The organism is Tistrella mobilis (assembly GCF_041468085.1).
GTDB classification, from domain to species: Bacteria; Pseudomonadota; Alphaproteobacteria; order Tistrellales; family Tistrellaceae; genus Tistrella; species Tistrella mobilis_A.
The window spans coordinates 312,448-338,276 of record NZ_CP121017.1 but is presented as its reverse complement, the minus strand read 5'-3'; the positions used below and the strand labels follow the sequence as shown (position 1 = coordinate 338,276).

The 25,829-nt window shown below is 68.9% G+C and carries 23 protein-coding genes; 16 read left to right on the top strand and 7 right to left on the bottom strand.

What is annotated here, in order from left to right; translation table 11 throughout:
• Positions 1–32: 32 nt before the first annotated feature.
• The 5 genes from P7L68_RS07335 to P7L68_RS07315 all read left to right on the top strand — a co-directional run bounded on the left by P7L68_RS07335 (position 33) and on the right by P7L68_RS07315 (position 5,351).
• Positions 33–608 carry a sigma-70 family RNA polymerase sigma factor gene (locus P7L68_RS07335; RefSeq protein WP_372003754.1) on the top strand — a complete coding sequence of 192 codons (576 nt, stop codon included), beginning with the start codon at positions 33–35 and terminating at the stop codon, positions 606–608.
• Positions 605–1,399, top strand: coding sequence for an anti-sigma factor domain-containing protein (locus P7L68_RS07330; protein ID WP_372003752.1), 795 nt, complete (start codon positions 605–607; stop codon positions 1,397–1,399). The genes P7L68_RS07335 and P7L68_RS07330 overlap by 4 nt, the downstream gene beginning before the upstream one ends.
• Positions 1,400–1,492: 93 nt before the next feature.
• Positions 1,493–2,476: an ABC transporter substrate-binding protein gene (locus tag P7L68_RS07325; RefSeq protein ID WP_372003750.1), complete on the top strand. Its 984-nt coding sequence runs from the start codon at positions 1,493–1,495 to the stop codon at positions 2,474–2,476.
• Between the two features lie 74 nt (positions 2,477–2,550).
• Positions 2,551–4,239 (top strand): ABC transporter permease, encoded by a 1,689-nt coding sequence (locus tag P7L68_RS07320; RefSeq protein WP_372003748.1) that lies wholly within the window; start codon positions 2,551–2,553, stop codon positions 4,237–4,239.
• Entirely contained in the window at positions 4,236–5,351 is a 1,116-nt protein-coding gene (locus P7L68_RS07315; RefSeq protein ID WP_372003747.1) for an ABC transporter ATP-binding protein, read from the top strand. Before P7L68_RS07320 ends, P7L68_RS07315 begins: the two co-directional genes overlap by 4 nt.
• Here P7L68_RS07315 and P7L68_RS07310 read toward each other — a convergent pair.
• A complete protein-coding gene (locus P7L68_RS07310) occupies positions 5,348–6,532 on the bottom strand; it encodes an NAD(P)/FAD-dependent oxidoreductase (RefSeq protein ID WP_372003745.1) in 1,185 nt (394 codons plus the stop codon). The two genes, P7L68_RS07315 and P7L68_RS07310, sit on opposite strands and share 4 nt — an antisense overlap.
• A gap of 169 nt (positions 6,533–6,701) precedes the next feature.
• On the opposite strand from P7L68_RS07310, the gene P7L68_RS07305 reads away from it, so the two are divergent.
• From P7L68_RS07305 to eutC, 9 genes are all read left to right on the top strand, one after another.
• Positions 6,702–7,307, top strand: coding sequence for a TetR/AcrR family transcriptional regulator (locus P7L68_RS07305; protein ID WP_372003743.1), 606 nt, complete (start codon positions 6,702–6,704; stop codon positions 7,305–7,307).
• Complete coding sequence (gene map / locus P7L68_RS07300) at positions 7,304–8,152, top strand: type I methionyl aminopeptidase (RefSeq protein WP_372003741.1); 849 nt, start codon at positions 7,304–7,306, stop codon at positions 8,150–8,152. Before P7L68_RS07305 ends, map begins: the two co-directional genes overlap by 4 nt.
• 159 nt (positions 8,153–8,311) lie before the next feature.
• Positions 8,312–9,346, top strand: coding sequence for a lipid A deacylase LpxR family protein (locus tag P7L68_RS07295; protein WP_372003739.1), 1,035 nt, complete (start codon positions 8,312–8,314; stop codon positions 9,344–9,346).
• A 159-nt stretch (positions 9,347–9,505) separates the two neighbouring features.
• On the top strand, positions 9,506–11,194 hold the full coding sequence (locus P7L68_RS07290) for a methyl-accepting chemotaxis protein (RefSeq protein ID WP_372003737.1): 1,689 nt from the start codon (positions 9,506–9,508) through the stop codon (positions 11,192–11,194).
• 222 nt (positions 11,195–11,416) lie between these two features.
• Entirely contained in the window at positions 11,417–13,105 is a 1,689-nt protein-coding gene (locus tag P7L68_RS07285; protein ID WP_372003735.1) for a methyl-accepting chemotaxis protein, read from the top strand.
• Between the two features lie 28 nt (positions 13,106–13,133).
• A complete protein-coding gene (locus P7L68_RS07280; RefSeq protein WP_372003733.1) occupies positions 13,134–13,598 on the top strand; it encodes a DUF3574 domain-containing protein in 465 nt (154 codons plus the stop codon).
• A 204-nt stretch (positions 13,599–13,802) separates the two neighbouring features.
• Positions 13,803–14,918 carry an ISAs1 family transposase gene (locus P7L68_RS07275; protein WP_372006792.1) on the top strand — a complete coding sequence of 372 codons (1,116 nt, stop codon included), beginning with the start codon at positions 13,803–13,805 and terminating at the stop codon, positions 14,916–14,918.
• 94 nt (positions 14,919–15,012) lie between these two features.
• On the top strand, positions 15,013–16,428 hold the full coding sequence (locus tag P7L68_RS07270) for an ethanolamine ammonia-lyase subunit EutB (protein WP_372003731.1): 1,416 nt from the start codon (positions 15,013–15,015) through the stop codon (positions 16,426–16,428).
• The gene (gene eutC, locus P7L68_RS07265; protein WP_372003729.1) at positions 16,425–17,258 is read left to right on the top strand and encodes an ethanolamine ammonia-lyase subunit EutC; all 834 of its coding nucleotides are present in this window, start codon (positions 16,425–16,427) and stop codon (positions 17,256–17,258) included. The genes P7L68_RS07270 and eutC overlap by 4 nt, the downstream gene beginning before the upstream one ends.
• Here the strand turns inward: eutC and P7L68_RS07260 are convergent.
• The gene (locus P7L68_RS07260) at positions 17,231–18,484 is read right to left on the bottom strand and encodes a winged helix-turn-helix domain-containing protein (protein WP_372003727.1); all 1,254 of its coding nucleotides are present in this window, start codon (positions 18,482–18,484) and stop codon (positions 17,231–17,233) included. The genes eutC and P7L68_RS07260 overlap by 28 nt on opposite strands.
• Before the next feature lie 300 nt (positions 18,485–18,784).
• Here P7L68_RS07260 and P7L68_RS07255 point away from each other — a divergent pair, with 300 nt between their 5' ends.
• Positions 18,785–19,810, top strand: a complete 1,026-nt coding sequence (locus P7L68_RS07255; RefSeq protein ID WP_372003725.1) for an SMP-30/gluconolactonase/LRE family protein — start codon at positions 18,785–18,787, stop codon at positions 19,808–19,810.
• Between the two features lie 98 nt (positions 19,811–19,908).
• The gene (locus P7L68_RS07250) at positions 19,909–20,430 is read left to right on the top strand and encodes a GNAT family N-acetyltransferase (protein WP_372003723.1); all 522 of its coding nucleotides are present in this window, start codon (positions 19,909–19,911) and stop codon (positions 20,428–20,430) included.
• Between the two features lie 24 nt (positions 20,431–20,454).
• On the opposite strand, the gene P7L68_RS07245 is transcribed toward P7L68_RS07250, so the two are convergent.
• The 5 genes from P7L68_RS07245 to P7L68_RS07225 form a co-directional block, all read right to left on the bottom strand.
• Positions 20,455–21,270, bottom strand: a complete 816-nt coding sequence (locus tag P7L68_RS07245) for an ABC transporter ATP-binding protein (protein WP_372003721.1) — start codon at positions 21,268–21,270, stop codon at positions 20,455–20,457.
• Positions 21,270–22,319: a FecCD family ABC transporter permease gene (locus P7L68_RS07240; RefSeq protein WP_372003719.1), complete on the bottom strand. Its 1,050-nt coding sequence runs from the start codon at positions 22,317–22,319 to the stop codon at positions 21,270–21,272. The genes P7L68_RS07245 and P7L68_RS07240 overlap by 1 nt, the downstream gene beginning before the upstream one ends.
• Positions 22,316–23,443, bottom strand: a complete 1,128-nt coding sequence (locus P7L68_RS07235; protein WP_372003717.1) for an ABC transporter substrate-binding protein — start codon at positions 23,441–23,443, stop codon at positions 22,316–22,318. Before P7L68_RS07235 ends, P7L68_RS07240 begins: the two co-directional genes overlap by 4 nt.
• Positions 23,440–23,733: a DUF2218 domain-containing protein gene (locus P7L68_RS07230; protein WP_372003715.1), complete on the bottom strand. Its 294-nt coding sequence runs from the start codon at positions 23,731–23,733 to the stop codon at positions 23,440–23,442. Before P7L68_RS07230 ends, P7L68_RS07235 begins: the two co-directional genes overlap by 4 nt.
• Before the next feature lie 66 nt (positions 23,734–23,799).
• Positions 23,800–25,797: a TonB-dependent receptor domain-containing protein gene (locus P7L68_RS07225; protein WP_372003713.1), complete on the bottom strand. Its 1,998-nt coding sequence runs from the start codon at positions 25,795–25,797 to the stop codon at positions 23,800–23,802.
• Positions 25,798–25,829 lie beyond the last annotated feature (32 nt).

Here is a 25,829-nt window from a genome sequence, read left to right as displayed (position 1 = left end):
CCGTCATTCATTGCGAGGGACGGGGCGGGTCCATGGACCACGGGCCGGAAACGGACGGTCTGCACGAACTGCTCACGGCCGCCGGCGCCGGCGACCGACGCGCCTTCGACACGCTCTATTCAAGGCTGTCGAGCCGGCTTCATGCCGTTGCGCTGCGGATGCTCAGAGATGCCGATCTGGCCGAAGATGCGGTGCATGACGCCTTCGTGCAGATCTGGCGCAATGCCGGGCGCTACGACCGTTCCCGCGGCGAAGTGACCGCCTGGGCCGTGGGCATCCTGCGTTACCGGGCGCTCGATCTGCTGCGCCGCCGCGGTCGCGAGACCGTGGCCGATCCGGTGATCGTTGCCGATCTGGCCGATCAGGCCGCCGCCGCCGATCCCGACAGTCCTGCCGCCGTCACGACACCGGAGCTGCCCGGCCGGCTCGGCCGGCTGGATTCGTGCCTTGCCGAGCTTTCGGACGGGGCGCGCGGCAGTATCCGCCTTGCCTATGTCGACGGGTTGAGCCATGGCGAGATCGCCGGCCGCACCGGCCAGCCGCTCGGCACCGTCAAGAGCTGGATCCGCCGCGGCCTGGCCGCGCTGAAGGAGTGCCTGGAGCGATGACCGCCGGCCCGACCGATCCGCGGGACGTTCCCGATCCGCGCGACGTCGACGATCCGCGCGACGTCGACATTGCCGAATATGTGCTGGGCACGCTGGAAGAGCCCGCGCGCACGGCGCTGCGCGCGCAGATCGCGCAGGATCCGGCACTGCGTGCAGCCGTCGCCGACTGGGAGCGCCGGCTGGCCCCGATGGCGCTGGCGCTGGACCCCGTGACGCCGCCGGCCCGTCTCAAGGAGCGCATCGATGCGAGCCTCGCGGGCGATACCCGTCTCTCGGGGGCCGGCGAAATCATCGAGCTGCGCCGCGGCCTGACGCTCTGGCGCTGGACTGCGGGTGCGGCCGGCCTCGCCGCGGTCGCAGCCGCAGCCATGGCCGCCTTCCTGCTGATCCGCCAGCCGCTGCCCGATCCCGCCGCAACCCGGCTGGTGGCGGTTCTGCGCCCGATTGAGGCCGCCGAAGCCCCGACCTGGGTGGTCTCGGCAGAGCCGGGCGAAGGAGGAGGCCGTGAGCGGCTGCTGGTCCGCACGTTGGGCGTGCCCTCGGCCGGAGACACGCCGGCCGCCCATGATTTCGAACTCTGGGCCCTCCCCGGCGAGGGTGCGGCGCCGGTCTCGCTGGGCCTGGTCGATCCGGCGCGCGAAACGCGGGTCGACCTGCCGGTGACCTTCGGCCCACGTCTCGGCGACGGGCTCGGCCTCGCGGTCTCGATCGAGCCTGTCGGCGGCTCGCCGTCAGGCGCGCCGACGGGACCGGTGGTGCTGATCGGCGCACTCACCCGCACCGGCGGCTGACGCGCGGGCCCTGTTCACAGGGCGGACCGACATCTGCCTGCAACACGGGCGTGGTATGCGGGCAGATCGGTTCGCCCGTGGAGATCACGCCCCATGAAGACGCCCGCCCTGCTGCTGGCCACGGCCCTTGCCGCGGCCACCCTGATGCCCGCCGCCGCAGATGCCGCGTCGGGCCGTCTGGTCGTCTATACCTCAACCCCCAACAAGGCGATGACCGATCTGATCGCCGCCTTCAACAAGGCGGAACCCGACGTTTCGGTCGACTTCTTCCGCTCGGGCACCACCGAAGTGCTGGCCAAGCTGGACGCCGAATTCTCCGCCGGCAGCCCCGAACCCGACCTGCTGCTGATCGCCGACAGCGTGGCGATGGAGGGGCTGAAGGCCCGCGATCGCCTGGCGGCCTGGCCGGACGCGCCGGTCCAGGGGCTGCCGGCCTCGTCCCATGATCGGGATCTCACCTGGTTCGGCACCAAGATCATCGCGACCGGCATCGCCTGGAACACGGCGGCGGGCCTGCCCGCCCCCACCGGCTGGGCCGATCTCGCCGCCCCCGCCGCCAAGGACCGCGTGGTGATGCCGAGCCCGCTCTATTCCGGCGCAGCCACCATCCATGTCGGCACCGTCACAGCCACCGAGGGCCTCGGCTGGTCCTATATGGAGGCACTGAAGGCCAATGGGGCGACGGCCCTGCAGGGCAATGGCGCGGTGCTGGATGCGGTTGCGACCGGCCGCGCCGCCTATGGCGTGCTGGTGGATTTCATGGCCTTCAACGCTGCCGCCAAGGGCTCACCCGTCGGCTTCGTCTATCCCGCCGAGGGCGCCACGGCCGTCACCGAGCCGGTCGCGATCCTGAAGACCGCCCGCAATGTGGAGGCCGCACGCGCCTTCATCGCCTGGCTTCTCTCGGAAGACGGTCAGCGCTTCGCCGTCGCCCAGGGTTACGTGCCGCTTCGTCCCGAGGCCGGCGCGCCGCCAGGCCGGCCGGCAACCGTCAAGCTGCTGGACGTTGCGCCCGACACCCTCGCCGCCACCAGCGAGGAGACCCGTCGCCGCTTCGCGGAGTTGTTCGGCGGGTGATCCCGGCTTCTCGCTCCCGACCCTTTCCGCGTCTCGGGCAGCTTCTGCGTCTGGCCCCCCTTCTGCGTCCACGCATGGCACTGGCCGAGGCAGGTGGTCCGCCGGGCGATCCCCGCGCCGGCCGGGCGGGGTTGCCGGCAGTGGCGGCCGCCCTGCTGCTGGCCGGCCTGCCGCTTGGCTTCCTCGCGGTCGAGGCGGTGGCGGGCGGGCTCGGCCTCGGCCTGCTCGGTGACGGGCGGGTGCTGCAGGCCGGTCTCAACACGCTGGTGACGGCCATCGCCTCCACAGCCATCGCCCTGGCGCTGGGCGGTGGTGCCGCCCTGCTGGCCGGGTTGACCGATCTGCCGGGCCGACGCGCTTTCGCGGCCCTCGCCCTGTTGCCGATGCTGATCCCCAGCCAGATCGCCGCACTCGCCTGGGGGCGCGCCTTCGATCCCGCCGGGCCACTGGCCCGCGCATCGGGGCTCGGCGGTTTCGGCCCCAACCCGTTGGAAAGCGCCTGGGGCGTGTGGCTGGTGATGGGGGTGGAGCATATGCCGATCGCCTTCCTGGCGGTGATCGGCGCCGTCACCCGCATTCCGGCCGAACCGGCCGAGGCGGCGCGGGTCGCAGGCGCCGGCCCCTCCGCCGCCCTGGCCGTCGCAGCCCGCCCGCTGGTCGCCCCGGCGCTGGCCGCGGCGACTGCCTTGTCGCTCGTCTCCGCCGCCGGCAATTTCGGGGTGCCCGCCCTGCTCGGCATTCCCGGCGATTATCCCGTACTGGCGACGCTGATCTATCAGCGGCTCTCGGGCTTCGGGCCGGCGGCGCTCGGCGAGGCCGCGGCCCTGGCCGGCCTGCTGGGCCTTGGCACGCTCGGCCTGCTGCGCCTGCAATCCCTGATGGCCGGGCGCGCCGCCCGCGTCGCCGACGGCGGCCGACTGGTGCCGCGCCTGCCGCTGGGCGCACGCCGGCGGCAACTGGCGATCCCGGCCTGGATGCTGATGATCGCTCTGTCGCTGCTGCCGCTGACGGCCCTGATCGCAGCCTCGCTGGTACCCGCGCCCGGCGTGCCGCTGACCCCCGCCACCGCCAGCCTCGACGGCTATCGCGCAGCGCTGGACCTCCGGCACGGCGCCGGGGGTGCCTTGCTCACCTCTGCCTGGCTCGCCCTGGTCACGGCGCTGATCGCAATGGCGGTGGCGCTGCCGCTGGGGCTGCTTGCCGCGCGCGGCGCACCCGGCGCCCGGCTGGCAGCCGGCGGCTTCGATCTGGCCCTCGCCCTGCCGGGCACGGTGTTCGCGATCGGCGTGATCCTGGCCTTCCTGCCGCCGCTGCCGGGCATCGGGCTTACCCTCTACGGCACGCCCGCCATCCTGCTTGCGGCCTATCTCGGCCGCTTCCCGGGGCTGGTGCTGGCCCCCGTGCGGGCCGCCGCGGAACGGCTTGATCCGGCGCCGGAACAGGCAGCCCGCCTGGCCGGCGCCGGTTTCCTGGCCCGGATCCGCGTCGGTGCCTGGCCGGCCCTGGCCGGCCCTGCGGCCGGTGGCGGGCTGCTGGTGCTGCTCACGGCCTTCAACGAGCTGACCCTCTCGGCCCTGCTCTGGTCGCGGGGGGCAGAGACGGTGGGCGTCGCGATCTATGCCCGCCAGGCCGAAGGCGACAGCGCGGGCGCTGCGGCCCTGTCCGTGATCGCCCTTGCCGCAGCACTCGGGCTTGCCGGCCTCGCCTTCCGGATGATCGCCCGCCTGCCGGGGCTTGAGAGCGCTTTCGGAGACCGGCCATGACCCCATCCCCCGACACGGCGTCACCGGCGGCAGACGCCGTCCGGCTGGAAGCGGTGACCCGCCGCCATGGTCGCAAGCCTGCCCTCGACCGGGTCGACCTTCAGGTGATGCCGGGCGAATTCGTCGCCCTGCTCGGCCCGTCCGGCTGCGGCAAGACCACGCTGCTGCGCCTGGTTGCCGGCCTCGACGGGGCCGACGAGGGCCGGATCAGCCTGGCCGGCCGGCCGGTTGATCGTGACGGCCGGGTGCTGGTGCCGGCCGAAGCGCGCGGTGTCGGCATGGTTTTCCAGAGTTATGCCCTCTGGCCACAGATGACGGTCGCGCGCAACGTCGCCTATGCGCTGGAACGCGCCCGCCGGGCCCCGGCCGAAACCGCCGCCCTGGTGGCCGAGGCACTTGCGGCGGTAGGCCTGGCAGACCGCGCCGGCGCCTTGCCCGATGCGCTTTCCGGCGGACAGCGCCAGCGCGTGGCCCTGGCGCGGGTCCTTGCGGCACGCCCCGCCGTCGTCCTGATGGACGAGCCGCTGGCCAATCTGGACCCGCATCTGCGCCGCGGCATCGGTGAAGAGATCCGCAGGCTGCACGACGCCACCGGTGCCGCCACGCTCTACGTCACCCATGACCAGGCCGAGGCGATGGCGATGGCCGACCGGATCGCCGTGCTGAAGCACGGCCGCATCACTCAGATCGATACGCCGGAAGCCGTCTATGACCGGCCGGCCGATGCCTGGACGGCGGGTTTCGTCGGCCAGGGCGCCGTGCTGCCGGTCACGATCCTGCGGGTCGGGGCAGAGGGCCGCGCCCGCGTCCGCATCGGTACCGGGTCCGATCTGGTCGAAGCGGTCCTTCGGGTGCCGCCCGGCACCGGCACCGGCCCGGCCCTGGCGGTGTTCCGGCCGGAGCATCTGGTGCCGGTGCCGCGCGGCACCACCGGCAGCCTGCCCGCAATCGTCGACCGGCGGGTGTTCGAAGGAGCGGGCCGCCTGCTCTGGCTGTCCGCTCCCTGGTCTTCCGAGCCGGTACCGCTCCGCACCGGGCGCGAGGCGCCACGCCCGGGTGACGTGCTGGGGGTGGTGGTGCGTGACGGCTGGGTCCTGCCGGCCCGCAGCTAGATGACCGCCAGTTCCACCAGCGGCCGCCCCTCGGCAACCCGCGCCGGGCTGAACTGACCGAGATCGAGCGTGATGAAGCGGCCATGGACGATCAGCTCGGCCAGTCCCCGGCCGGCAGCGGCAGCCTGTTGCAGCCCATGGCCGCTGAACCCCGCGATGACCTGGAAATTGGCGAGGTCGGGCATCGGCCCGATCAGGGCATTGGCGTCGAAGATGTTCATCTCGTAATGCCCCGCCCAGGAGGCGCCCGGCCGCAGCCTTTCGAAGGCCGGCACGCGCGCCGCCAGAACCGGCCAGATCCGCTCCTCGAACTGGGCATGGTCCACGATCAGCTCGGGCTGATCCGGGTCGGCATCGCCCTCTCCCGGCGACCAGCCGCAGATGAAGCGGTTGCCTTCCGGCCGGAAATAGACCCCGGCCGGGTCGACGGTCAGCGGGGCGTCATGGGGGCCGTGCTCGCAATCGAACACGAAGACCGACCGGCAGCGCGGCCGCACCGGCAGATCGAGCCCGGCCATCGCCGCCACGGTCGCGGCATGGGGACCTGCGGCATCCACCACCTGGGCGGCCCCGAGCCGGCGACCCGAGGCAAGGCGGACCCCGATGATCCGGTCGCCGTCCCGGTCCAGCCCCACCACCTCGTCGTCGAGATAGACCGCCCCGGTTGCCCGGGCCTTGCGCTTGAAGGCCTGAAGCAGCGCCCAGCCGTCGAACCAGCCCTCGCCTTCAAGGCCGAGCGTACCACCCGACAGCCCTTCGGTCGCGAGCCAGGGGAAACGGGCTGCGAGTGCGGCGGGATCGAGCAGCGCCGACCGGGCGCCCGCCTCTGCCTGGGCGGCGTGGACCGCCGGCAGATGAGCCCCGCCGGCGGGACCAGCCAGCAGCAGATAGGCCCTGGGCACCAGCCCCAGATCGGGTGCGGCACCGTCGACGGCGAGCAGGGCGGGATCACGCAACAGCTCGTAGCCGAAGCGGGACATGTGGATATTGGCCGGGGTGGAGAATTGCTGGCGGATCGACCCGGCGGACAGCGCCGAGGACGCGCGGGCATAGCCGGGATCGCGCTCGACCACCGCCACCCGGCCGTCGAAGGCCGGATCGAGCCCCAGAAAACAGGCAACCGCCGAGCCCATGGCCCCGCCGCCGATGATCACGACGTCGAACGTCTCCGCGGACGACATCCCTGCGCACTCCTCCTTCGTGGCCGACGGCCGACCCGGCCGGCCGGCCGGCTGCGCGCTCCACGTTAAACCGGCACGCGGAGCGGCGCCAGCGACGGCACTTGACGCAGGCGTCCGCCACAATTAGAACCCATCAATTAGAATGTATCATTTAATTTGCGGAGGCCCGATGGTCCGCACACCGCGCTTCTCGGCCGAAGACTTTGTGGAGGCCGCAATCGGCCTGGTTGCCGACGGCGGCCCCTCGGCCGCAACCATGGCCTCGATCGCGCGCGCCGTGGGTGCGCCGACGGGCTCGCTCTATCATCGCTTCGACAGCCGGGCCGCAGTGATGGGCGCGATGTGGGCGGCGCTGATCGATGAATTTGCCGACAATCTCACCCCGCCACTTGCCGCAGGCCGGCCGGCCGCGGCGGCCCTCGCCCTCGTCGACTGGGCGGCGGCGCGGCCGCGTCCCGCCCGGGCCCTGCTGCTCGCCGATCTCGACACCGTTCTCGATGCGCCACCGGAAGGCGACACGGCCGCAGCGATCGACGCCGCCGAGGCACGGATCGAGGCCGCCTTCGATGCCTGCGCCACCCGGATCGGCCTCGCGACCGGTGATGCGGCCGGGCGCGGGCGGCTGCGCTTCCTGGTGATCGACGCTCCGGTGGCCGCGCTGCGCCCGGCACTCAAGGCGGGCCGGATACCGGGCCCGAGCGAACGGCGCCTGATCGAAGAGCTGGTCACCCTGCTGCCGATCGCGCCCGGCCTTGATGAAGAGGATGCCGCATGACCCGTCTGTCGATCGAGGCCGACGACACCGGCCGTCACACGCCGATCCATGGCCCTGACGCGATTGCAGCCCTCCGCGAAGCCGGCCGGATCGCAGCCCTCACCCTGGATCATATTGCACCGCTGATCCGTCCCGGTATCTCCACGGCCGAGATCGATCACGCGGCCGATGCCTTCATGCGGGCCCGGGGCGCGGTGGCCGCCACCATCGGCTACAAGGGCTATGCCCATGCCAGCTGCATCTCGATCAATCACGTCGCAGCCCATGGCATTCCGTCGGAGACAAAACGGCTGAAGGCCGGCGACATCGTCAATGTCGACGTGACCCCCCTGGTCGACGGCTGGCACGGCGATACCAGCCGTACCTTCGGCGTGGGGCCATTGCCGCTGAAACTGAAGCGCCTGGTGCTCGCGACCTTCGAAGCGATGTGGGCGGGGATCGATGCCGTCCGGCCGGGCGCGCGTCTGGGTGACGTCGGTGCCGCGATCCAGGCCCGGGCCGCCGCCGACCGGCTGACGGTGCTGACCAGCTTCTGCGGCCATGGCACCGGCCGTATCTTCCATGACGCTCCCCAGGTGCTGCATGTGGGGCGGGCCGGCGAGGGCATGCTGCTGGAGCCGGGCATGGTCTTCACCATCGAGCCGATGCTGACGACCGGCCGCGACCGCACCGCCATCCTGCCCGACGGCTGGACGGCAGTGACCGCGGACCGGGCACCCACGGCACAGTTCGAGCATACCGTGACCGTGACCGATACAGGGGTGGAGGTGCTGACACTCTCTCCCGATGATCCGTCCCCCAGATCTTGGGATTTTGACGGAAAGCAGGGAACCGGACGCTTTTGATCCCATTCTTGTCGCTGGACGCGCGTGTCACCTGCGGGAAACACTGCCGTTAACGTAAATTCCATCGGGGCGACAAGAATGAAGATGATCAAACGGACCGGGACCAGACGGACCGGTTCCGCATTCGGTGGTACGCTGGCCGCGGGGCTTGGGCTTGCCTTGATTCCTGATCCCGCGGCCGCCCAGGCCGGCAATGGCAGCGCCGTCACCGGTTCGGTGACGGAGGTGGTCGGTACGGCCGAAGGCACCTCGGACCAGCCGGTGGCGGTGGAGCATGATGCCGAGAACGGCACCTTCGCGCTGGTGTTCGAGAACGACTATTTCGCCGACACCGACCGCCACTACACCAACGGTTTCCGCTTTTCATACATGACCCCGCCGGGCGACGACCCGCAATGGCTGCGCGATGCGGTGGGCATCATCCCTTTCACCGGATTTGGCGGCGACATCCGGGTGGTCTGGTCGCTGGGCCAGAGCATGTACACGCCGCGCGACACCTCGCTCCGCAATCCCGATCCCGATGACCGCCCCTATGCCGGCTGGCTCTACGGCTCGGTCGGCGTGATCGCGGAGACCGGCGGCGTGCTCGATCAGATCGAATTGTCGCTGGGGATCGTCGGCCCCTCCTCCCTTGCCAAACAGACCCAGAAGGGCGTTCACGAGCTGATTTCGAGTGACGATCCCCAGGGCTGGGACACCCAGCTCAAGGACGAACCGATCGTCCAGCTGACCTATCAGAAGAGCTGGCGGGCTCTGGCTGCCGGGTCGGCCTGGGGATTTGCCGCCGACATCACGCCCCATGCGGGCTTTGCCCTCGGCAATGCCTTCACCTATGCCAATACCGGCGTGACCTTCCGCCTGGGCCAGGATCTGCCGCGCGATTACGGCCCGCCGCGGATCAGCCCCAGCCTGCCCGGCTCGACCTATTTCCGCCCGACGGACAGCTGGGGCTGGTACCTGTTTGCCGGCGTCGACGGACGGGCGGTCGCCCGCAACATCTTCCTGGACGGCAATACCTGGAAGGAAAGCCGCAGCGTCGACAAGAAGCCACTGGTCGGCGATCTGCAGGCCGGTCTCGCCATCACCATCAACGGCGCCCGCATCGCCTACACCCATGTGATCCGGTCGAAGGAGTTCGACGGCCAGGATCAGCATGATGAATTCGGCGCCATTTCTGTATCGTTTAACTTTTAAAAAAACGTAAACGGATCATTCAATTAAGTTGATGTGAGTTTTCATTCTGGGAATTCCCTGATCATTATAAGTATTTTCTTAAATACCCCGGCGTAGGCTGCGAGTGCGTCAAGCCCATAAACGGCACCGCCTCGCAGCCATGTCGGAGCACCCGTCACCATGTCGTCCATCCGTTCCCTCAAAATCGGCGGCAAGCTCATTGTCGCCTTCGCCGCCCTGATCCTGGTCATCCTCACCATTTCCATCTTCGCCATCGACAGCCTCGGCCGGGTCGAGGACACGGCCGCCGAGATGCGCGACAACCGGGTGCCCAGCCTGACCACGATCACGAAGATGGATGTCGCAGCCCTGGAGCATCGCATCTCTGTCGCCGGGCACATCATTTCCCAGGATGCCGCATCGATGGCGCGCATCGAACGGGATATCGACAAGCAGGCCGCAGCGATGGCAGAGGCGCTGCGCGACTATCGCCCGCTGATCTCGGACGATGCCGAGCGGGCCGTGTTCGAGCAGCTGGTCGCGGCCTGGGATGCCTATCTGCAGGTCAGTGCAGAACTGATCACCATCTCGCGCGAGAACCGTACGGCGGACGCGATGGCGCTCTATGAAGGTGCGGCGCGGGAGAACCGTCAGATCGTCGGCAAGGCGCTGGAAGAGATCAGCCAGATGAATATCGATGCCGTGACCATCGCCGGTAACCACGCCGTCGAAGTCTATGAAGGGGCACGTTTCGGGCTGCTGACCGCACTCGCCGTCGGGCTCGCAATCGGTGTGGCGGCGGTGATCCTGCTGGTCCGCTCGGTCGCCCGCCCGATCAGCGCCATGACGGCCGCCATGCGCCGGCTGGCCGAAAAGGATACCTCGGTTCAGATTCCGGGCGCCGGGCGCGGCGACGAGATCGGCGACATGGCCAATGCGGTCGCGCATTTCCGCGACAACATGATCCGCGCCGACCAGCTCGCTGCCGAGCAGGAAGCCGGCCGGGCCGCCCGCGAGGCGGAGCGCACCCGCCGGGATGCGGCCACCAGCCGCTTCCTCGACCAGATCGGGCGTGTGGTCAGCAATCTGAGCTCGGCCGCGACCCAGATGAACGGCAATGCCGAAACGCTGAGCCATGCGGCGGATGAAAGCCAGAGCCGCACCACCACCGTCGCCGCCGCCGCCGAGCAGGCCACCGTCAACGTCCAGACCGTCGCGACCGCCGCCGAAGAACTGGCCGCTTCCATCCGCGAAGTCGGCAGCCGCATCACCACCACCGCCGACGTTACCCGCCGCGCCGTCGACCAGGCCGAGACCACCAATGCGGTGGTTCAGGATCTGACCCGCACCGCACAGAAGATCGGCGACGTGGTGCTGCTGATCCAGCAGATCGCCGCGCAGACCAATCTGCTGGCACTCAACGCCACCATCGAGGCCGCGCGCGCCGGCGAGGCCGGCAAGGGCTTCGCGGTCGTCGCGTCCGAGGTAAAGAGCCTGGCCAGCCAGACCGGTAAGGCCACCGAGGAGATCCAGAGCCAGATCGACGCCATCGTCACGGCCACCGACCGCACGGCCGGTGCCATCCGCTCCATCTCGACCACCATCGGCGAGGTGGGTGAGCTGACCTCGGCCGTCGCGGCCGCAGTCGAGGAACAGGTCGCCGCCACCGCCGAGATCGCCCGCAACACCCAGCAGGCATCCAGCGGCACCGACGAAGTGATGCGCACCATTCACGGCGTTGCCGAACGCGCGATCGAGACCGGCCGGGCCGCCGGAGACGTCCGCAGCGCCGCCGGCTCGCTCTCGGGCGAAGCCACGCGCCTGCGCGACCTCGTCGAGGGCTACGTCTCAGAGATCAAGGCCGCCTGACCCCCCCGTCTCCGGCTGGCGTCCAGGCCTCCCGCCCCTTTTCGGGGCGGGAGGCTTTTTCTGTAAACACCTGCCGGATCGTACAATCTGATGTGGCTTTTCCGTCCCGGATTGCGCCAGATCAATTCGCCATTGAGGCGCGGGGTGTAATCATTCCAGGATAAGACATCTCCAGCACCCCGTCCCCGGACGCCGGTCACGAACGCCCAACGGAGAAGCTGCATGCGATCACTCAACTCCCTCAGGATCGGCACCAAGCTGATCCTCGCCTTCGTCCTGCTGATCGGGTCGAGCATGGTCGTGGCGATCTTTACGATCGATCGGCTGGACCAGCTCGAAGCCGCCTCGGCGGACATGCGCGACAACCGGACGCCAGGCATGGTGACGATCGCAGAGCTTGATGTGGCAGCGCTGGAACACCGGGTTTCGGTGGCCGGGCATCTGCTTGCCGACACGCCCCAGGCCAAGGCGGCGCTGGAAGCTGCGGCCGCGGAGGACGCCGCACGCGTGGATCGGGCGCTCGCCGCCTTCCGGCAACTGGTGTCGGATGCGGGTGAACGTGCGCAACTGGAACGGCTGGCCGCAGGCTGGACGGATTACCGGCGCGCCAGCGATCGGCTTCTCGCGCTGTCGCGTGCCGGCAAGACGGCAGAAGCCCGGGCGATCTATGAAGGTGACGCCCGCCGCCTGCGCCAGAACGTCGCGACCACTCTGGCGGACATGACGCGGACCACCGTCGAGGGGATCCGCCGGGAAGGTCAGGCCGCCCGGTCGGATTACGAACTCACGCGGACATTGCTGGTCATCGTGACGGCCATCGGCCCGCTGATCTCGGCCGGCATTGTCTATCTTCTGATCCTGTCGGTGTCACGCCCGGTTTCGTCGATGACCGCCGCCATGCGGCGACTGGCAGACAAGGATACCTCGGTGGAGATACCCGGCGCCGGGCGCGGCGACGAAATCGGCGAAATGGCCGGGGCCGTGGCCTATTTCCGTGACGGCATGATCCGCGCCGACCGCCTGACCGCCGAACAGGAACAGGCCCGCGCGGCACGAGAGTCGGAGCGGGCCAAACGCGATGCCTCGACCACCCGCTTCCTGGACGAAATCGCCAGCATCGTCACCCATCTGGGCTCCGCCGCCAGCCAGATGCACGGTAATGCCGAAAGGCTGAGCCGCACCGCCGACGACAGCCAGAGCCGCACCACCACGGTCGCAGCCGCGGCCGAGCAGGCGACGGTCAATGTCCAGACGGTCGCCACCGCCGCCGAGGAACTCGCCGCCTCGATCCGCGAGGTGGGCAGCCGCATCGCCGCCACCGCCGATGTCACCCGCCGGGCGGTCGATCAGGCCGAGACCACCAATGCCGTGGTCCAGGATCTGGCGAGTTCCGCCCAGAAGATCGGCGACGTGGTGCTGTTGATCCAGCAGGTGGCCGAACAGACCAACCTGCTGGCGCTCAATGCCACGATCGAGGCGGCACGCGCGGGCGAAGCCGGCAAGGGCTTCGCCGTGGTGGCGGCGGAAGTGAAGAATCTCGCCGGCCAGACCGGCAATGCGACCCAGGAAATCCAGGCCCAGATCGACGCCATCGTCAAGGCCACCGACCGGGCGGTGGAGGCGATCCGCTCCATCTCCACCACCATCGGCGATGTGGGGGAGCAGACCTCGGCCGTGGCGGCCGCAGTGGAGCAGCAGGTCGCCGCCACCTCTGAAATCGCCCGCAACACGCAGCAGGCCTCGTCGGGGACGGGCGAGGTACTGCGCACCATTCATGGTGTCGCCGAACGCGCAGTCGAGACCGGCCACGCCGCCAGCGATGTCCGCAACGCCGCCGGATCCCTGTCCAACCAGGCGCAGCGGCTGCGCGACCTGGTCGAGGGCTATGTCGCCGAGATCAAGGCAGCCTGACACCCGCATCTCCGGAAGGTCTTCGCTTATGGCAGATGTCGCGTTCCTCGCCCGGCTGCCGGCCGTCGCAGCCCTGCTGCTGCTCACGGCTGCCTGCGCCGGTCATCCTCATGGTCTGCCCCAGGGCAATCCTGCCTGCACGGGCGGTGATGCGGCGATGGTCCAGGCCACCCTGTTCTTCGGCCTTGACCGGCCCGGCGGGGCACCGCAGATCACCCCTGCCGAATTCGACCGCTTCGTGGACGAGGTGGTGAGCCCGACCTTCCCCGACGGCTTCACCATTCAGCAGGCCGAAGGCGGCTGGCGGGACACGCAGACCGGCACCACGATCCGCGAACCTTCGCGGACCATCCTGATCCTGGCACCGGCAGCCGATGCGGCGGCGGCAGGGGCGCTGCGCGACCGGCTCGACCGGATCCGGGCAGCCTATATCCGGGCCTTCGACCAGCAGGCGGTCGGCCTTGCCACCTCGCGGGCTTGCGTGGACTTCTGAGACATCATTGCCGGCAGGGATCGCGGTGCAGCCAGCCGGCAAGCGCGCCACCACTCGCCAGAATCTACCGGCACCCGGCCATCGGCGATACAGGCCCGTCTCTGAGGGACGGGCCTGTCACATTCACAGGGGAATCGCATTTGAAAATCCCGGGTAGCGGAATGGTCAGAGATGGATTCTTTATTCGGTTCCAAGGAGGAACCGATGCCATCTCTGATCACCATCCTGCGCCAGGTGCCCGACCCGCGCACGGGTAACGCGAGACGCCATGAGCTTCTGGACCTCCTGGTGATCGCGCTGACGGCTTCGATCTGCGGCTGCGAGAGCTGCGTCGATTTTGCCGACTTCGCAGAGGACCGCGAGGAGCTCTTCCGGGAGTTTCTCAGCCTTCCCAACGGCTTGCCAAGCCATGACACGTTCTCGCGGCTGTTCCGCCTGATCGATCCCGCAGCGTTGTCGGCGTGCTTCTCACAGTTCCTCGACGATCTCGGAGCCGATGGTCCCGGCGTAATCGCCATTGATGGCAAAACGCTCCGGCGTTCGTTTGACCGGGCTGCGGGTAAGAGCGCGCTGCACGTGGTGAGCGCCTTTGCCGGCGAGGCCGGGCTGGTGCTCGGCCAGGCGGCGGTTCCAGAGGGCGGCAACGAGATCACCGCCGCCCGCGCCCTCCTCGCCATCATCGATCTGAAGGGCATGCTCGTCACCGCTGACGCGATCCACTGCCAGGGCGAGACGGCGCGCCTCGTGCTGGAGCGCGGCGGCGACTACCTCTTCGCGCTGAAGAAAAACCGCCCCGCCACCCTTGCCGACGTCGAGACCTGGTTCGCCGATCCGGCGACGGCGCCGGCCGAGACGCTGCAAACCACCGACGCAGACCACGGCCGTCTGGAGATCCGTCGGCACGAGGTGGTTCATGACGTCGACTGGCTGTTCCCGGAAAAGCGGGACCCCGACCGGCCTGCCATGCCGGCGCTCGCCACCATCGCCCGGGTCGTCGCCACCGTCGAGCGGGACGGAAAGACAAGCACATCTACCCGCTATTACCTCTCCTCCGCCCGCTTGTCCGCCGCCGCCTTCGCCAAGGCCGTCCGCGGCCACTGGGCCATCGAGAACGGCCTGCACTGGGTTCTCGACACCACCTTCCGCGAGGACGAGGCCCGCGCTCGCAAGGACCACGGCCCGGAAAACCTCGCCATCATCCGAAAACTCGCCCTCAACGTCCTCAAAACTGCCAGGCCAACCATCTCCATCCGTCGCAAGCGAAAGCGATCCGGATGGTCCGACGCATTCGCCCGATCCGTCATCGGGCAAATGCGATAGCCCTGGTCACATTCAGCGGAACGCTGGCGCCGGAGGCAGGATTATCGCAGACTGGGCTGCCCCCGCGCCCGCTCAGGAGGGATGCCGAACGCCCATGTCCGCCACCTCACCGCGCGCACGCTATACGATCGATCTCGGCGGAACCCGCTGGGCCTTCGACGACCTCAGAACCGTTCTCGCCCGGGCCACTCCGCTACGCTCCGGCGACCAGCTGGCCGGCATTGCCGCCGGAACCGCGGTCGAGCGCATGGCCGCACAGATGGTGCTGGCCGACCTGCCGCTGTCGACCTTCCTGGACGAGGCTGTCGTTCCTTACGAAAGCTGCGAGGTTACACGGGCAATCATCGACGATCACGACCCGGCGGCCTTTATGCCGATCCGCTCGTTGACCGTCGGCGCCTTCCGCGAATGGCTGCTGGGCCCGGCAGCAACATCCGAAGCGCTGGCCGCACTTCGGCCCGGGCTGACCCCTGAAATGGTTGCGGCGGTCTCCAAGATCATGCGGTTGCAGGATCTGATCGCGGTCGCGGCCAAAGCGCGGGTCACCACCGCCTTCCGCACCACGCTCGGCCTGCCCGGCCGGCTTTCGACCCGCCTGCAACCAAACCATCCCACCGATGACGACCGCGGCATCGCCGCCTCGCTGTTCGACGGCCTGATCACCGGTGCCGGCGACGCCGTGGTCGGCGTCAACCCCGCAACCGACGGCGTCGACGACTACATCCGGATCTGCAGCCTGATGGAGGAGGTCCGCCTGAAACTCGACGTGCCGATGCAGCATTGCTGCCTGGGCCATGTCACCACCGCGATCGAGGCAATCAACCGCGGCGCGCCGGTCGATCTGGTTTTTCAGTCGATCGCCGGATCCGAAGCCGCCAATCGCGGCTTCGGCGTCGACCTCGCCATCCTTGCCGAGGCGCAGGAGGCGGCGCTTGCGCTGGGACGCGGCACCGTCGGCAATGACGTGATGTATTTCGAAACCGGGCAGGGCTCGGCACTCTCTGCCGATGCCCATCATGGTGTCGACCAGCAGACCATGGAAGCCCGCGCCTATGCGGTTGCCCGCCGCTTCAGGCCACTGCTGGTCAACACGGTCGTGGGTTTCATCGGCCCCGAATATCTCTATGACGGCAAGCAGATCACCCGGGCCGGGCTGGAAGACCATTTCTGCGGCAAGCTGCTCGGCCTGCCGATGGGGGTGGATGTCTGCTACACCAACCACGCCGATGCCGACCAGGACGATATGGATGCCCTGCTCACATTGCTGGTGCAGGCGGGCGTCACCTTCGTGATCACGGTGCCGGGGGCCGACGACGTGATGCTGAATTATCAGAGCCTGTCTTATCACGACGCGCTCTACATCCGTGAGCTGACCGGTCGGCGCCACGCGCCGGAATTCGAGGCTTGGCTCGTCAAAGTCGGGCTGATCGACGAAGCCGGCAGGCTGGCCGCCAACGGTGCCGCCGCAGCTCTGCGCCCGGCCCTCGGCCTGATCCGGGGGGCGGCATGAGCGGAGACGTGAAACTGCCCGCCGTCGTCCGTGCGGACGAAATCGTCCTGCCGGCCCCCGACGAGATCACGCGCCTGCGCCGATTCACCGAAGCGCGGATCGGCCTCGGTCGCGCCGGATCCGGGCTGCCCACCGCCGCCCATTTGCGTTTCGGCCTGGATCATGCCCGTGCGCGTGATGCCGTCTGGTCGGGCATCGATGCCGGAGCGCTGGTCGACGCGCTTCACGGGCGAGGCATGAATTCATGTCACGTTTCCAGTATGGCACGTGACCGCATGGAGTATCTGAGACGCCCGGATCTGGGCCGGCGCCTGTCCGCCGAGGGGGCGGCCGCCCTGGGGGCGCTGCCACCGCCGGCGCCGGGGGCCGAAGTGGTGCTGATGCTGGGCGACGGCCTGTCCGCCGCCGCCGTGATGCTGAACGGCCTGGATCTGATCGATGCCCTTCTGCCCAGGCTGGCCGCCGCCCGGATCGGGGTGATGGCCGGTGTGGTGGCGACCCAGGCGCGGGTTGCCCTGGGCGACCCGGTCGGGGCCATCCTCGGCGCCCGGCTGGCGATCGTGCTGATCGGCGAACGGCCGGGCCTCAGCGCAGCCGATGGTCTGGGCTGCTACCTCACCTTCGATCCCAGGCCGGGCACGCTCGACAGCGCCCGCAACTGCATCTCCAACATTCGTCCGGGCGGGCTCGACCCGGCGACCGCCGCCGCCAAGATCGCCTGGCTGGCGGCGGAAGCCCTTCGCCGCCAGCTGACCGGCGTCGGGCTGAAGGAGGCATCGGGCGTCGCGGTGCCGGCCGCCGGTCAGCCGCGCGTGCTGACGGCGGAATAGGCCTGATCATCGGCCGGGGCCAAGAGCGCCCTGGAAAGCGCCGGAGCCAGATCGCCGCGGGGCTCGACCTCGATCCGGTCGAGCCCCAGCCACCCGGCCATGACCTGAAGCCGGGGCGCCAGCCGGGCCGCGACCTTGCCGGACGGGTGGCCCGGCTCTTCATGCGCGGCCCTGACCAGCAGCGTCCTGGTCTTGCGATCGGCCTTGAGGTCGACGCGGGCGGCCAGATGCTCGCCCATCAGAAAGGGCAGCACGTAATAGCCGTGAACACGCTTGTCGGCGGGCACATAGATCTCGATCCGATAGCGAAAGCCGAACAGCCGCTCCGCCCGGTCGCGCTCCCAGACCAGCGGGTCGAAGGGGGCGAGCAGCGCATCGCTGCGGCAGCCTTTGGGCGCCGGCGCCTCGGCATGCAGGAAAGCGGGCTGGCGCCAGCCTTCCACCTCGACCGGCAACAGCCGGCCGGCCTCGACCAGATCGGCGATCGCCGGCCGGGTTTCGGCGACGGCCAGGCGAAAATAGTCGGCGATATCCGAGACGGTCGCGATGCCCAACGCCCGGGCGGCGATGTCGGCGAGTGCGCGATGGGCATCGGCCGCCTCCGGAGTCGGCGCCGCCATCACGTCGGGCGGCAGCACACGCTCCGTCAGATCATAGAGCCGTTCGAAGCCCCCCTGCCGACGGCGGGTGGTGATTTCCCCCGCCCAGAACAGCCACTCCAAAGCCTGTTTGGCGTCTCCCCAGCCCCACCAGCCACCGGCACCACGGCGGCCCTGGTCGAAAGCGCCTGCGGTCATCGGCCCCTCGGCTGCGATGCGGTCATGCACAGCACGGATGAAATCCCGACGCTCGCGACCGAATATCGCGACGCCGCGCCAGATGCCGATGCCCCGGGCAGCCCGGGCCATACGCCAGCGGAACAGTGGCTGCATTGCCACGGGGATGAGCGAGGCCTCGTGCCCCCAATACTCGAACAGATGCCGGGCATCGGTCGCCGCCGCATCCAGCAGCCCCGGATCATAGGTACCCAGCCGGGCATGGAGCGGCAGGTAATGCGCCCGCGCCAGCACGTTGACGCTGTCGATCTGCACCAGCCCCAGCCGTTCGACCTGTGCCGCCAGACGGCGGATGCCGATGCCGCCGGACGGCCGCCCACCGCCCAGTCCCTGGGCTGCGATCGCGATCCGCCGGGCGTCGGCCAGGCTGAGCGTCGCGTGCGTCGTCATGCTGCCATCGCGCAAAACTCTGTCTCCTGAACGTCGCCACGTGATCGCCATCGATCATAGCGCTTGGCCAATCCGGAAGGCGAGCAGACGGGCCGGGCGGGGATGCGCCGTCCTGCCATCCTCCTGACGCATGCTCATGATTGTCCCATTGCGCCAGCTGGCACAGTCACCGTGAGATTTACGCAAATCGTCCCTTCATCAATCCACCATCTGATGGACAATCCCAAAATGCCGGTGTTCCGCTATCCATGAAAAGGATTGACGGGCACGCCACGGCCAAAAAATATCTGGGAGGAAATCATGAAGAGACGATTGATCGCGCTGACACTTGCCGTCTGCGCCTGGGCTGCCGTACCGGCCGCGCTTCATGCGGCCGCGGCACCGGCTCTTGAATACACGCCAGAGATGCGTGGCCCGGCCCCGATTCCGCCCGCGGAACAGGGGTTGCAGACCATCACCGCCACGCCCTGGTTCAAGGTGTCGGACGAGGGACTGCAGCTGGAAGGGCCCGTCTTCGACCGTGCCGGCAACCTGATCTTCACCGAGGTCTTCGGCGGCAGGGTCTTCCGCCTGACGCCCGGGAAGACCCTTGAAACGATCCTGGGTGAGAACACGCTGGCACCGGCAGGACTGGCCATTCACAAGGACGGGCGGATCTTCATCGCCGGGCTCGGCGACTTCAAGGATGCGGGCTCGGTGGTGGCGATGTCCCCCGACGGGTCGGGGCTGACCGCCGTCGTGCCCGACACGGCGGGTTTCCTGCCCGACGATCTGGTCTTCGACGACAGGGGCGGCTTCTATTTCACCGACTTCAAGGGCACATCGACCGACCCCACCGGCGGGGTCTACTACGTGGGCCCCGAGGGCGGCGAACCGGTGGCCGTGCTGCCGAATCTTTCGGTCGCCAACGGCATCGGCCTCTCGCCCGACGGCAAGACGCTGTGGGTGACGGAGTTCAGCAAGGGAGTGCTGCATCGGGTGTCGCTCAGCGATGCCACCACCATCGCGCCCTTCGGCACCACGGTGCCCTATCACTTCACCGGCCCGGCGCCGGATTCGCTGCGCACCGATGCCGACGGCAATGTCTATGTCGCCATGTATGGCCAGGGGCGGGTGCTGGTGTTCAACCCGAACGGCATGCCGATCGCCCAGATCCTTCTGCCCGGCCGAGAAACCGCCCACAATCTTCGTTCAACCAGCATGGTGATACGGCCCGGCACCAACGACATGTACATCCTGACCAATGACTGGACGGCGGGTGAGGGGTCGACGATCTTCCACTGCAAGGCCCTGGCGGCGGCACCGGTGGATTTCTCCCACCGCTGACGCGAAATCGGATTGGGGGGATGGTGGGTGAGCATTGCTCGTTTCACGCGCGGGCCGGCCGGCGGGATGATGAGGCCCCGAGGATCGGAGCCCTGATCATGACGCCACCCCCTCTCTCCCTCCGCCCGCCGCGCCCGCGCGACGCCGCAGCGCTCCAGGCCCTGGTCTCGGATCCGGAGGTGGCGCTGCCGACCGCCGCCATCCCGCATCCCTATCCGCCGAACGGTGCGGCGGCACATCTGGCCGATCTCGCCCGTCGCGGCGCGACCGGCCAGGAGATCGCCTTCGCCATCATCGATGGTCCCGATCCCGAGACGGGCAGCCTCATCGGCATGGTCACGCTGCGTCTCGATGGCAAGGGCGCAGCCGCCCTCGGCTATGTGCTGGGGCGGGCCTGGTGGGGGCGCGGCGTGATGAGCGAAGCCGTCCGCCGGGTTCTGGTCCTCGCCCGCGACCATCCGGAGATCGCGCGGATCGAGGCAGATGTGATGGTGCCCAACACCCGCTCTGCCGCCGTCCTCACCCGCCTCGGCTTCACCGAAACCGGCCGGGCCCGGGCAGACTTTCCGGCACGGGGACGGGAGGTGGAGGTCAGGCAGTTCCTGTTGAACCTCAGATAACGGCCGGAACCGCGTCGGTACCGGTCACGCCAACCCCTCTACCTCCACCCTCACCCGGCCGTCACCCCGGGCATCGACCCTGGCGGCGACGCCCCAGACCTCGTGCAGGATGCGGGGGGTGACGGCCTCGGCGGGGGTGCCGAAGGCATGAAGGCGGCCCTGGCCGAGCACCGCGATGCGATGGGCCCAGCGGCAGGCGAGATCCAGGTCGTGCAGGACGACGATCACCTGCAAGGCCCGCTCGCGCGCCAGGTCTCTGACGGTGGCCATCACCCGGTACTGGTGGCGCAGATCGAGCGCGCTGGTCGGCTCGTCCAGCAGCAGCACCCGCGGATCGCGCACCAGCGCCTGGGCAAGCGCCGCCATCTGCCGCTGCCCGCCGGAAAGCGTGTCGAGCGGCTGCAGCGCCAGGGCGGTGATGCCCAGCCGGTCCAGCACGGCCACGGCACGCTCGGCATCGCCCTTTGGTGCACCCGGTGGCGGATCACCGGCAGGGCCGGCACGCAGGGCACCGATCACCGCATCCAGAACCGTCAAGGCCACCCGGTCCGGCAGGGCCTGGGGCATATGGGCGACCAGTCGCGCGCGGTCCCGCGGGGCCATCGCGATCAGATCGCGGTTGCCGAGCATCGCCCGGCCACGGACCGCCATTGCGCCTGCCAGCCCCTTGAGCAGGGTGGACTTGCCGGCGCCGTTGGGCCCCACCAGGGCCGTGATGCTGGCAGGCGGCAGGGGGCCCAGCCGGACATCATGCACCACCGGCCTGCGGCGATAGCCGGCGGAGATGCCGTCGAGCGCCAGGGGGTCGCCCACGCCCTCGGGGAAGCCGGTATCGCGCATCAGCTCCGCTCCTTGCGTCCGATGATCAGCGCCAGAAAGGCCGGCACGCCGATCAGCGCCGTCACGATGCCGACCGGGATCGTTACCCCCGGCATCAGCAGCTTGCCCGCCAGACTGGCCAGCGACATCACCAGCGCGCCGGCAAAGGCGCTGGCCGGCAGCAGGAAGCGGTGATCCTCTCCCAGCAGCAGACGGGCAAGATGGGGACCGACCAGCCCCACGAAACCGATCGTGCCGACGAAGGCGACGGCGGTGGCAGCCAGCAGGCTGACCCGGAGCAAGGCCACGAAACGCAACCGCGCCACGTTGAGCCCGAAGCTCAGCGCCCGCTCCTCGCCAAGGCGAAGTGCGGTCAAGGCAGGTGCTTGGGCAAGCGCCCAGGGGAAGACCACCGCCACCACCAGAGCCAGGATGCCGACCTTGTTCCAGTCGGCGCGCGACAGCGAGCCCATGCTCCAGAACACCAGCTGCTGCAGGGCTTCCTGGGTGGCGACGAACTGGATCATCGCGGTCAGCGCGTTGAAGGCGAAAACCAGCGCGATGCCGAACAATACCAGGGTTTCGATCCCCGCCCCGCGCAGCCGGGCCAGCGCCTGAAGCGTCAGCACCGACAGGAAGGCGAAGATGAAGGCATTGGCCGAGATGATCCAGTTGGCCGGGATGCCCGGCAGGCTGATGCCGAGCACGATCGCGATCGAGGCGCCGAAAGCCGCAGCCGAGGAGACCCCGAGCGTGAACGGGCTCGCCAGCGGGTTGGAGAGGATGGTCTGCATCTCGGCGCCGGCGAGCGCAAGCGCGGCGCCGACCAGCACCGCCATCAGCGCCTGGGGCAGCCGGACCTGGAACAGGATCACAGACTGGACCCGGGTCAGCGTCTCGGGGTCGATCAGCCCGCGGATCACGGTGTCCGGCCCCATGCCGGAGGCGCCGGTCGCGATGTCGGCGATCACGGCCAGAAACAGCAGAAAGCCGAGTGCCGACACGGTCGACACCCGGCGCGCCATCTGCCGGCGATGGCCGGCGAGAGCATCAAGAGGCGTTGTGGTCATTCGGGCTTCAGGGCCACCGCATAGGAACCATCGAGGGAGACCGGCAGGAACTTGCCGTTGATGTCTGCCAGCACCGCATCGGGATCGAGATCGGCGAAGAGGTCGGGGCGGACCCATTTCGCGATGGCCTCGACCGCCACGATGTTGAGCGGTGAATTGTAGAAGCTGTGCCAGAGCGCGTACACCCGCCCGTCCCGGACCGCGGAAAGTTCCCCCACCACCGGGCGGTTGGCCAGGCGGCCGAGGCTCTCGCGGGTGGCCGCCGGGTCGATGCCCGCCCCCATCTGGATGCCGCCGGTTTCGGCGCCGCCGGCCGTGCCGGTGGCAATATAGACCGACGGATCCTGCGTCAGGACATATTCGGGGTCGAGGGGGCCCAGAGGTGCCGGCAGCACATCCGCACCGATGTTATGGCCGCCGGCGAGGTCCACGAACTCACCCAGATTGCCCTTGCCCGGAGAACCGCAGCAGCCGCCATCCATGGTCGGGCGCATGTCCACCAGCACCTTCGGCCGGGGAGCGGTCGATGCGGCGACCCGGCTCTTCACCAGCTCCAGCCGCTCGCGGTAGTAATCGACATAGCGTGCGACCCGCTCTTCCTGGCCCAGCACCTTGCCCAGGATCTCCAGGCTCGGGATGGTGTTCTCCAGCGGCTTGCCGCGGAAGTCGATGAACACGATCGGGATGCCCGCCTCGGTCAGCCGGTCGATGACCTCCTTGGACCGCGGTGAGGGTCCGTGGCCGGCGAAACCCAGCACCGCCAGATCGGGTGCCACCGACAGTGCCTTTTCGATCGAGAAGCTTTCCTCATTGGTGCTGCCGACCAGCGGCACCCGCTCGATCGCCGGATAGGCCGTCCTGAACTTCTCGTAGGTGTCGGTGTCGAGGAGACGCAGATCACCCAGCCAGCCGGCCAGGACCGACACCGGATCGGGGTGCACCACCGACAGGGTCACCAGATCGCGCCCCTCACCCAGCAGCAACCGCTTCGCGGGCGCCGGGATCGTGACCTCGCGGCCGGCGACGTCGGTGACGGTGATCGGATCCGCCACCGCCATCCCGGCGGTTGCGAAGACAAAGGCGACCGCGGCGGCCGCGGCCTTCAGATGGCGCAGAATGGTCATGCCCGGCGGCTCCAGGTGATGGTGAGCGGGTCCTTGAAGGCGAAACGGTTCAGATGATCGGCCACCACACCGGTCAACTGCTCAGACGTCTCGGCATCCTCTGCCTCGACCACGATCCCGAGCCGGTCTTCCGACGCCTGCATCACGCAGCAGCTGGTCCCCGAGAACGGGATCCGGGCCGACACGGCATCAGATTCGACGGCGAAGCGGTGGCTCCAGTGTCTGGCGAGCTGGGTCATGTAACGCCGCGCCAGCGGCGTCGTGACCGAGGCTTCGAAGATCGTGGTCATGGGCTTTGCTCCTTGCCGCAGCTCCGGCCCCCGCGTCCGGGGGCCGGAGCCGTGGATGAGGGGTGATCAGAAGCGCGCCGAGGCGCCGACGAACACGGTCCGGCCGCGTTCGACGAAGGCATAGGCATCGTCCGGGTCGTCGGTGCGGCTGTCGGCCAGGTTCAGCACGCCGCCGCGCACCGAGAAGGTCTCGTTGATCATCCAGTCGGCGCCGAGGTCGACGACGGTATAGGGGTCGAGGGTCAGGGTTCCCGACCGCTGGCGGCCGGTATAGGTGGCACGGGTATAGGCGGTCACCTCGTCAGACACGAACCAGTCGAGCTTGCCGTTGATCGTGTGCTTGGGCCGGTTGTCGAGCACGGCACCGGTCATCTCGTTGCGCGGATCGAGCCAGGTCCAGTTCGCCGACAGCCGGCCGAAATCCCAGAGCATTGTGTAGGCGTCGGCTTCGATGCCCCGGATGCGCGCTTCACTGATATTCACGGGAACGAAGACATTGCGGCCGTTCTCCTGGCCGACCGGGGTCACGCCGTTGCCGCGTGGAGTCTCGATCAGATTCTCGATATCGTTCTGGAACACGGTGACGGTCGCACCCCAGGTGCCGGTGTCATAGCCGGCAGAGAGTTCATAGTTCACGCTCTCTTCGGGCTTCAGATCCGGATTGCCCTTGATGTAGCAGCTGCCCCGGCAGGACGAGGTGCGCGAATCCTCGGTCAGCTGACGCAGGGTCGGCGCCTTGAAACCCGTGGAGACGCCACCCTTGACGGTGATCTCGCGCGTCGGGGTCCAGACGGCATAGCCGCGGGGCGTGAAATGGGTGCCGAAATACTTGTCCTCGTCCAGGCGCCCGCCCGCGAGCAGCTTGATCTCGTCGGTCAGACGAAACTCGTCCTGAAGATAAAACGCCTGGGCATCGGTTTCGGCCCGGCCGCTGTCGAACTCGTCCGGCGATTTGAGCTCGATCCACCGCGCCTCGGCACCCGTCACCAGGGTGTGGCGGTCGAAGGGCAGCGAGACATTGCCCTCAATCACCCGGTTCTCCTGGCGGATGCTGTCTTCCGCGGTCTCTGATGTCTCGGAATAGGCGCGGACGAAGGTGGTCCCCCAATCCCAGTCGCCCTCATGCGACACCCCCATATCGCGGCGCTTCACCACCGCGTCGGCGTCGCCCCAACCGCTGATGTAGTACTCGCCGAAGCGGGTCTGGCGCGACTGGCCGTATTCGGCCTCGATCTTCTGATCGTCATCGGGCGTGAGGGTGAACTTCACCCGACCCTGATAGTCCTCGCGGCCTTCGAGCGTGGCGAGATCGGACCGGTTCACGACCGTGCCATTCGGGCGGGTGACCGGGTTGCCGTTGCCGTCGGTCACCGCACCGCCATCCAGCCCGTTCCAGATCTCACGGCGGTCGACGGTGCCGGTCACGGTGACGGCGAGCTTTTCTTCGACCAGCGGCCCCGACAGGAAGAAGCTGGTCCGGGCCTCGGTGCCGCGGTCGCCCTCCGTCGGCATGTCGACACCCAGATCGACGCTGCCGGTCCAGTGCCGTGCGGCCGGCCTGGTGATGATGTTCACCACGCCGCCCATCGCTTCCGAGCCGTAGAGCGCCGACATGCCGCCGCGCACCACCTCGATCCGGTCGATGGCGGCAACCGGGATGGCACCGATGTCGAAGTCATTGTGGCGGAAGACGGATTCGGTCGAGTTGACCCGCTTGCCGTCGACCAGGATCAGGGTGAAAGAGGGATCCATGCCGCGAATACTGATCTGCCGGCGGCCCTGGCTGCCGGCGGTCAGGCTGATGCCCGGAATGTCGCGGATCGCCTCGGTCAGGTCCGAGACCGGATAGGCCTTCAGATCCTCGCCGTCGACCACGGTCACCGAGGCCGGCGCAGTACGCGCCTCTTCCTCGGTGCGGGTGGCGGAAACCACCATCTGGTCCAGCTCCACCGCCATCCGCTCCTGCGCTTCGGCGGCCATCGACACCATCATGCCCGCCATAGCCATACCGGCCGTCGTGGTGGTGGCGCGCCAGCGCGCGCGCCGTCCGCGGCGATCCGTCATCATCCCACTCCCGTGCAAGGGTTTACTCAAAC

Bases quoted from the DNA above. Each gene is read 5' to 3' on its own strand.
- P7L68_RS07250 (WP_372003723.1), top strand. From the start codon at position 19,909: ATGACGCCACCCCCTCTCTCCCTCCGCCCGCCGCGCCCGCGCGACGCC.
- eutC (WP_372003729.1), top strand. From the start codon at position 16,425: ATGAGCGGAGACGTGAAACTGCCCGCCGTCGTCCGTGCGGACGAAATC.
- P7L68_RS07325 (WP_372003750.1), top strand. From the start codon at position 1,493: ATGAAGACGCCCGCCCTGCTGCTGGCCACGGCCCTTGCCGCGGCCACC.
- P7L68_RS07285 (WP_372003735.1), top strand. From the start codon at position 11,417: ATGCGATCACTCAACTCCCTCAGGATCGGCACCAAGCTGATCCTCGCC.
- P7L68_RS07290 (WP_372003737.1), top strand. From the start codon at position 9,506: ATGTCGTCCATCCGTTCCCTCAAAATCGGCGGCAAGCTCATTGTCGCC.
- P7L68_RS07305 (WP_372003743.1), top strand. From the start codon at position 6,702: ATGGTCCGCACACCGCGCTTCTCGGCCGAAGACTTTGTGGAGGCCGCA.
- P7L68_RS07330 (WP_372003752.1), top strand. From the start codon at position 605: ATGACCGCCGGCCCGACCGATCCGCGGGACGTTCCCGATCCGCGCGAC.
- P7L68_RS07230 (WP_372003715.1), bottom strand. From the start codon at position 23,733: ATGACCACGATCTTCGAAGCCTCGGTCACGACGCCGCTGGCGCGGCGT.
- P7L68_RS07335 (WP_372003754.1), top strand. From the start codon at position 33: ATGGACCACGGGCCGGAAACGGACGGTCTGCACGAACTGCTCACGGCC.
- P7L68_RS07245 (WP_372003721.1), bottom strand. From the start codon at position 21,270: ATGCGCGATACCGGCTTCCCCGAGGGCGTGGGCGACCCCCTGGCGCTC.
- P7L68_RS07320 (WP_372003748.1), top strand. From the start codon at position 2,551: ATGGCACTGGCCGAGGCAGGTGGTCCGCCGGGCGATCCCCGCGCCGGC.
- P7L68_RS07280 (WP_372003733.1), top strand. From the start codon at position 13,134: ATGGCAGATGTCGCGTTCCTCGCCCGGCTGCCGGCCGTCGCAGCCCTG.
- P7L68_RS07235 (WP_372003717.1), bottom strand. From the start codon at position 23,443: ATGACCATTCTGCGCCATCTGAAGGCCGCGGCCGCCGCGGTCGCCTTT.
- map (WP_372003741.1), top strand. From the start codon at position 7,304: ATGACCCGTCTGTCGATCGAGGCCGACGACACCGGCCGTCACACGCCG.
- P7L68_RS07270 (WP_372003731.1), top strand. From the start codon at position 15,013: ATGTCCGCCACCTCACCGCGCGCACGCTATACGATCGATCTCGGCGGA.
- P7L68_RS07255 (WP_372003725.1), top strand. From the start codon at position 18,785: ATGAAGAGACGATTGATCGCGCTGACACTTGCCGTCTGCGCCTGGGCT.
- P7L68_RS07310 (WP_372003745.1), bottom strand. From the start codon at position 6,532: ATGTCGTCCGCGGAGACGTTCGACGTCGTGATCATCGGCGGCGGGGCC.
- P7L68_RS07240 (WP_372003719.1), bottom strand. From the start codon at position 22,319: ATGACCACAACGCCTCTTGATGCTCTCGCCGGCCATCGCCGGCAGATG.
- P7L68_RS07275 (WP_372006792.1), top strand. From the start codon at position 13,803: ATGCCATCTCTGATCACCATCCTGCGCCAGGTGCCCGACCCGCGCACG.
- P7L68_RS07315 (WP_372003747.1), top strand. From the start codon at position 4,236: ATGACCCCATCCCCCGACACGGCGTCACCGGCGGCAGACGCCGTCCGG.
- P7L68_RS07225 (WP_372003713.1), bottom strand. From the start codon at position 25,797: ATGACGGATCGCCGCGGACGGCGCGCGCGCTGGCGCGCCACCACCACG.
- P7L68_RS07260 (WP_372003727.1), bottom strand. From the start codon at position 18,484: ATGACGACGCACGCGACGCTCAGCCTGGCCGACGCCCGGCGGATCGCG.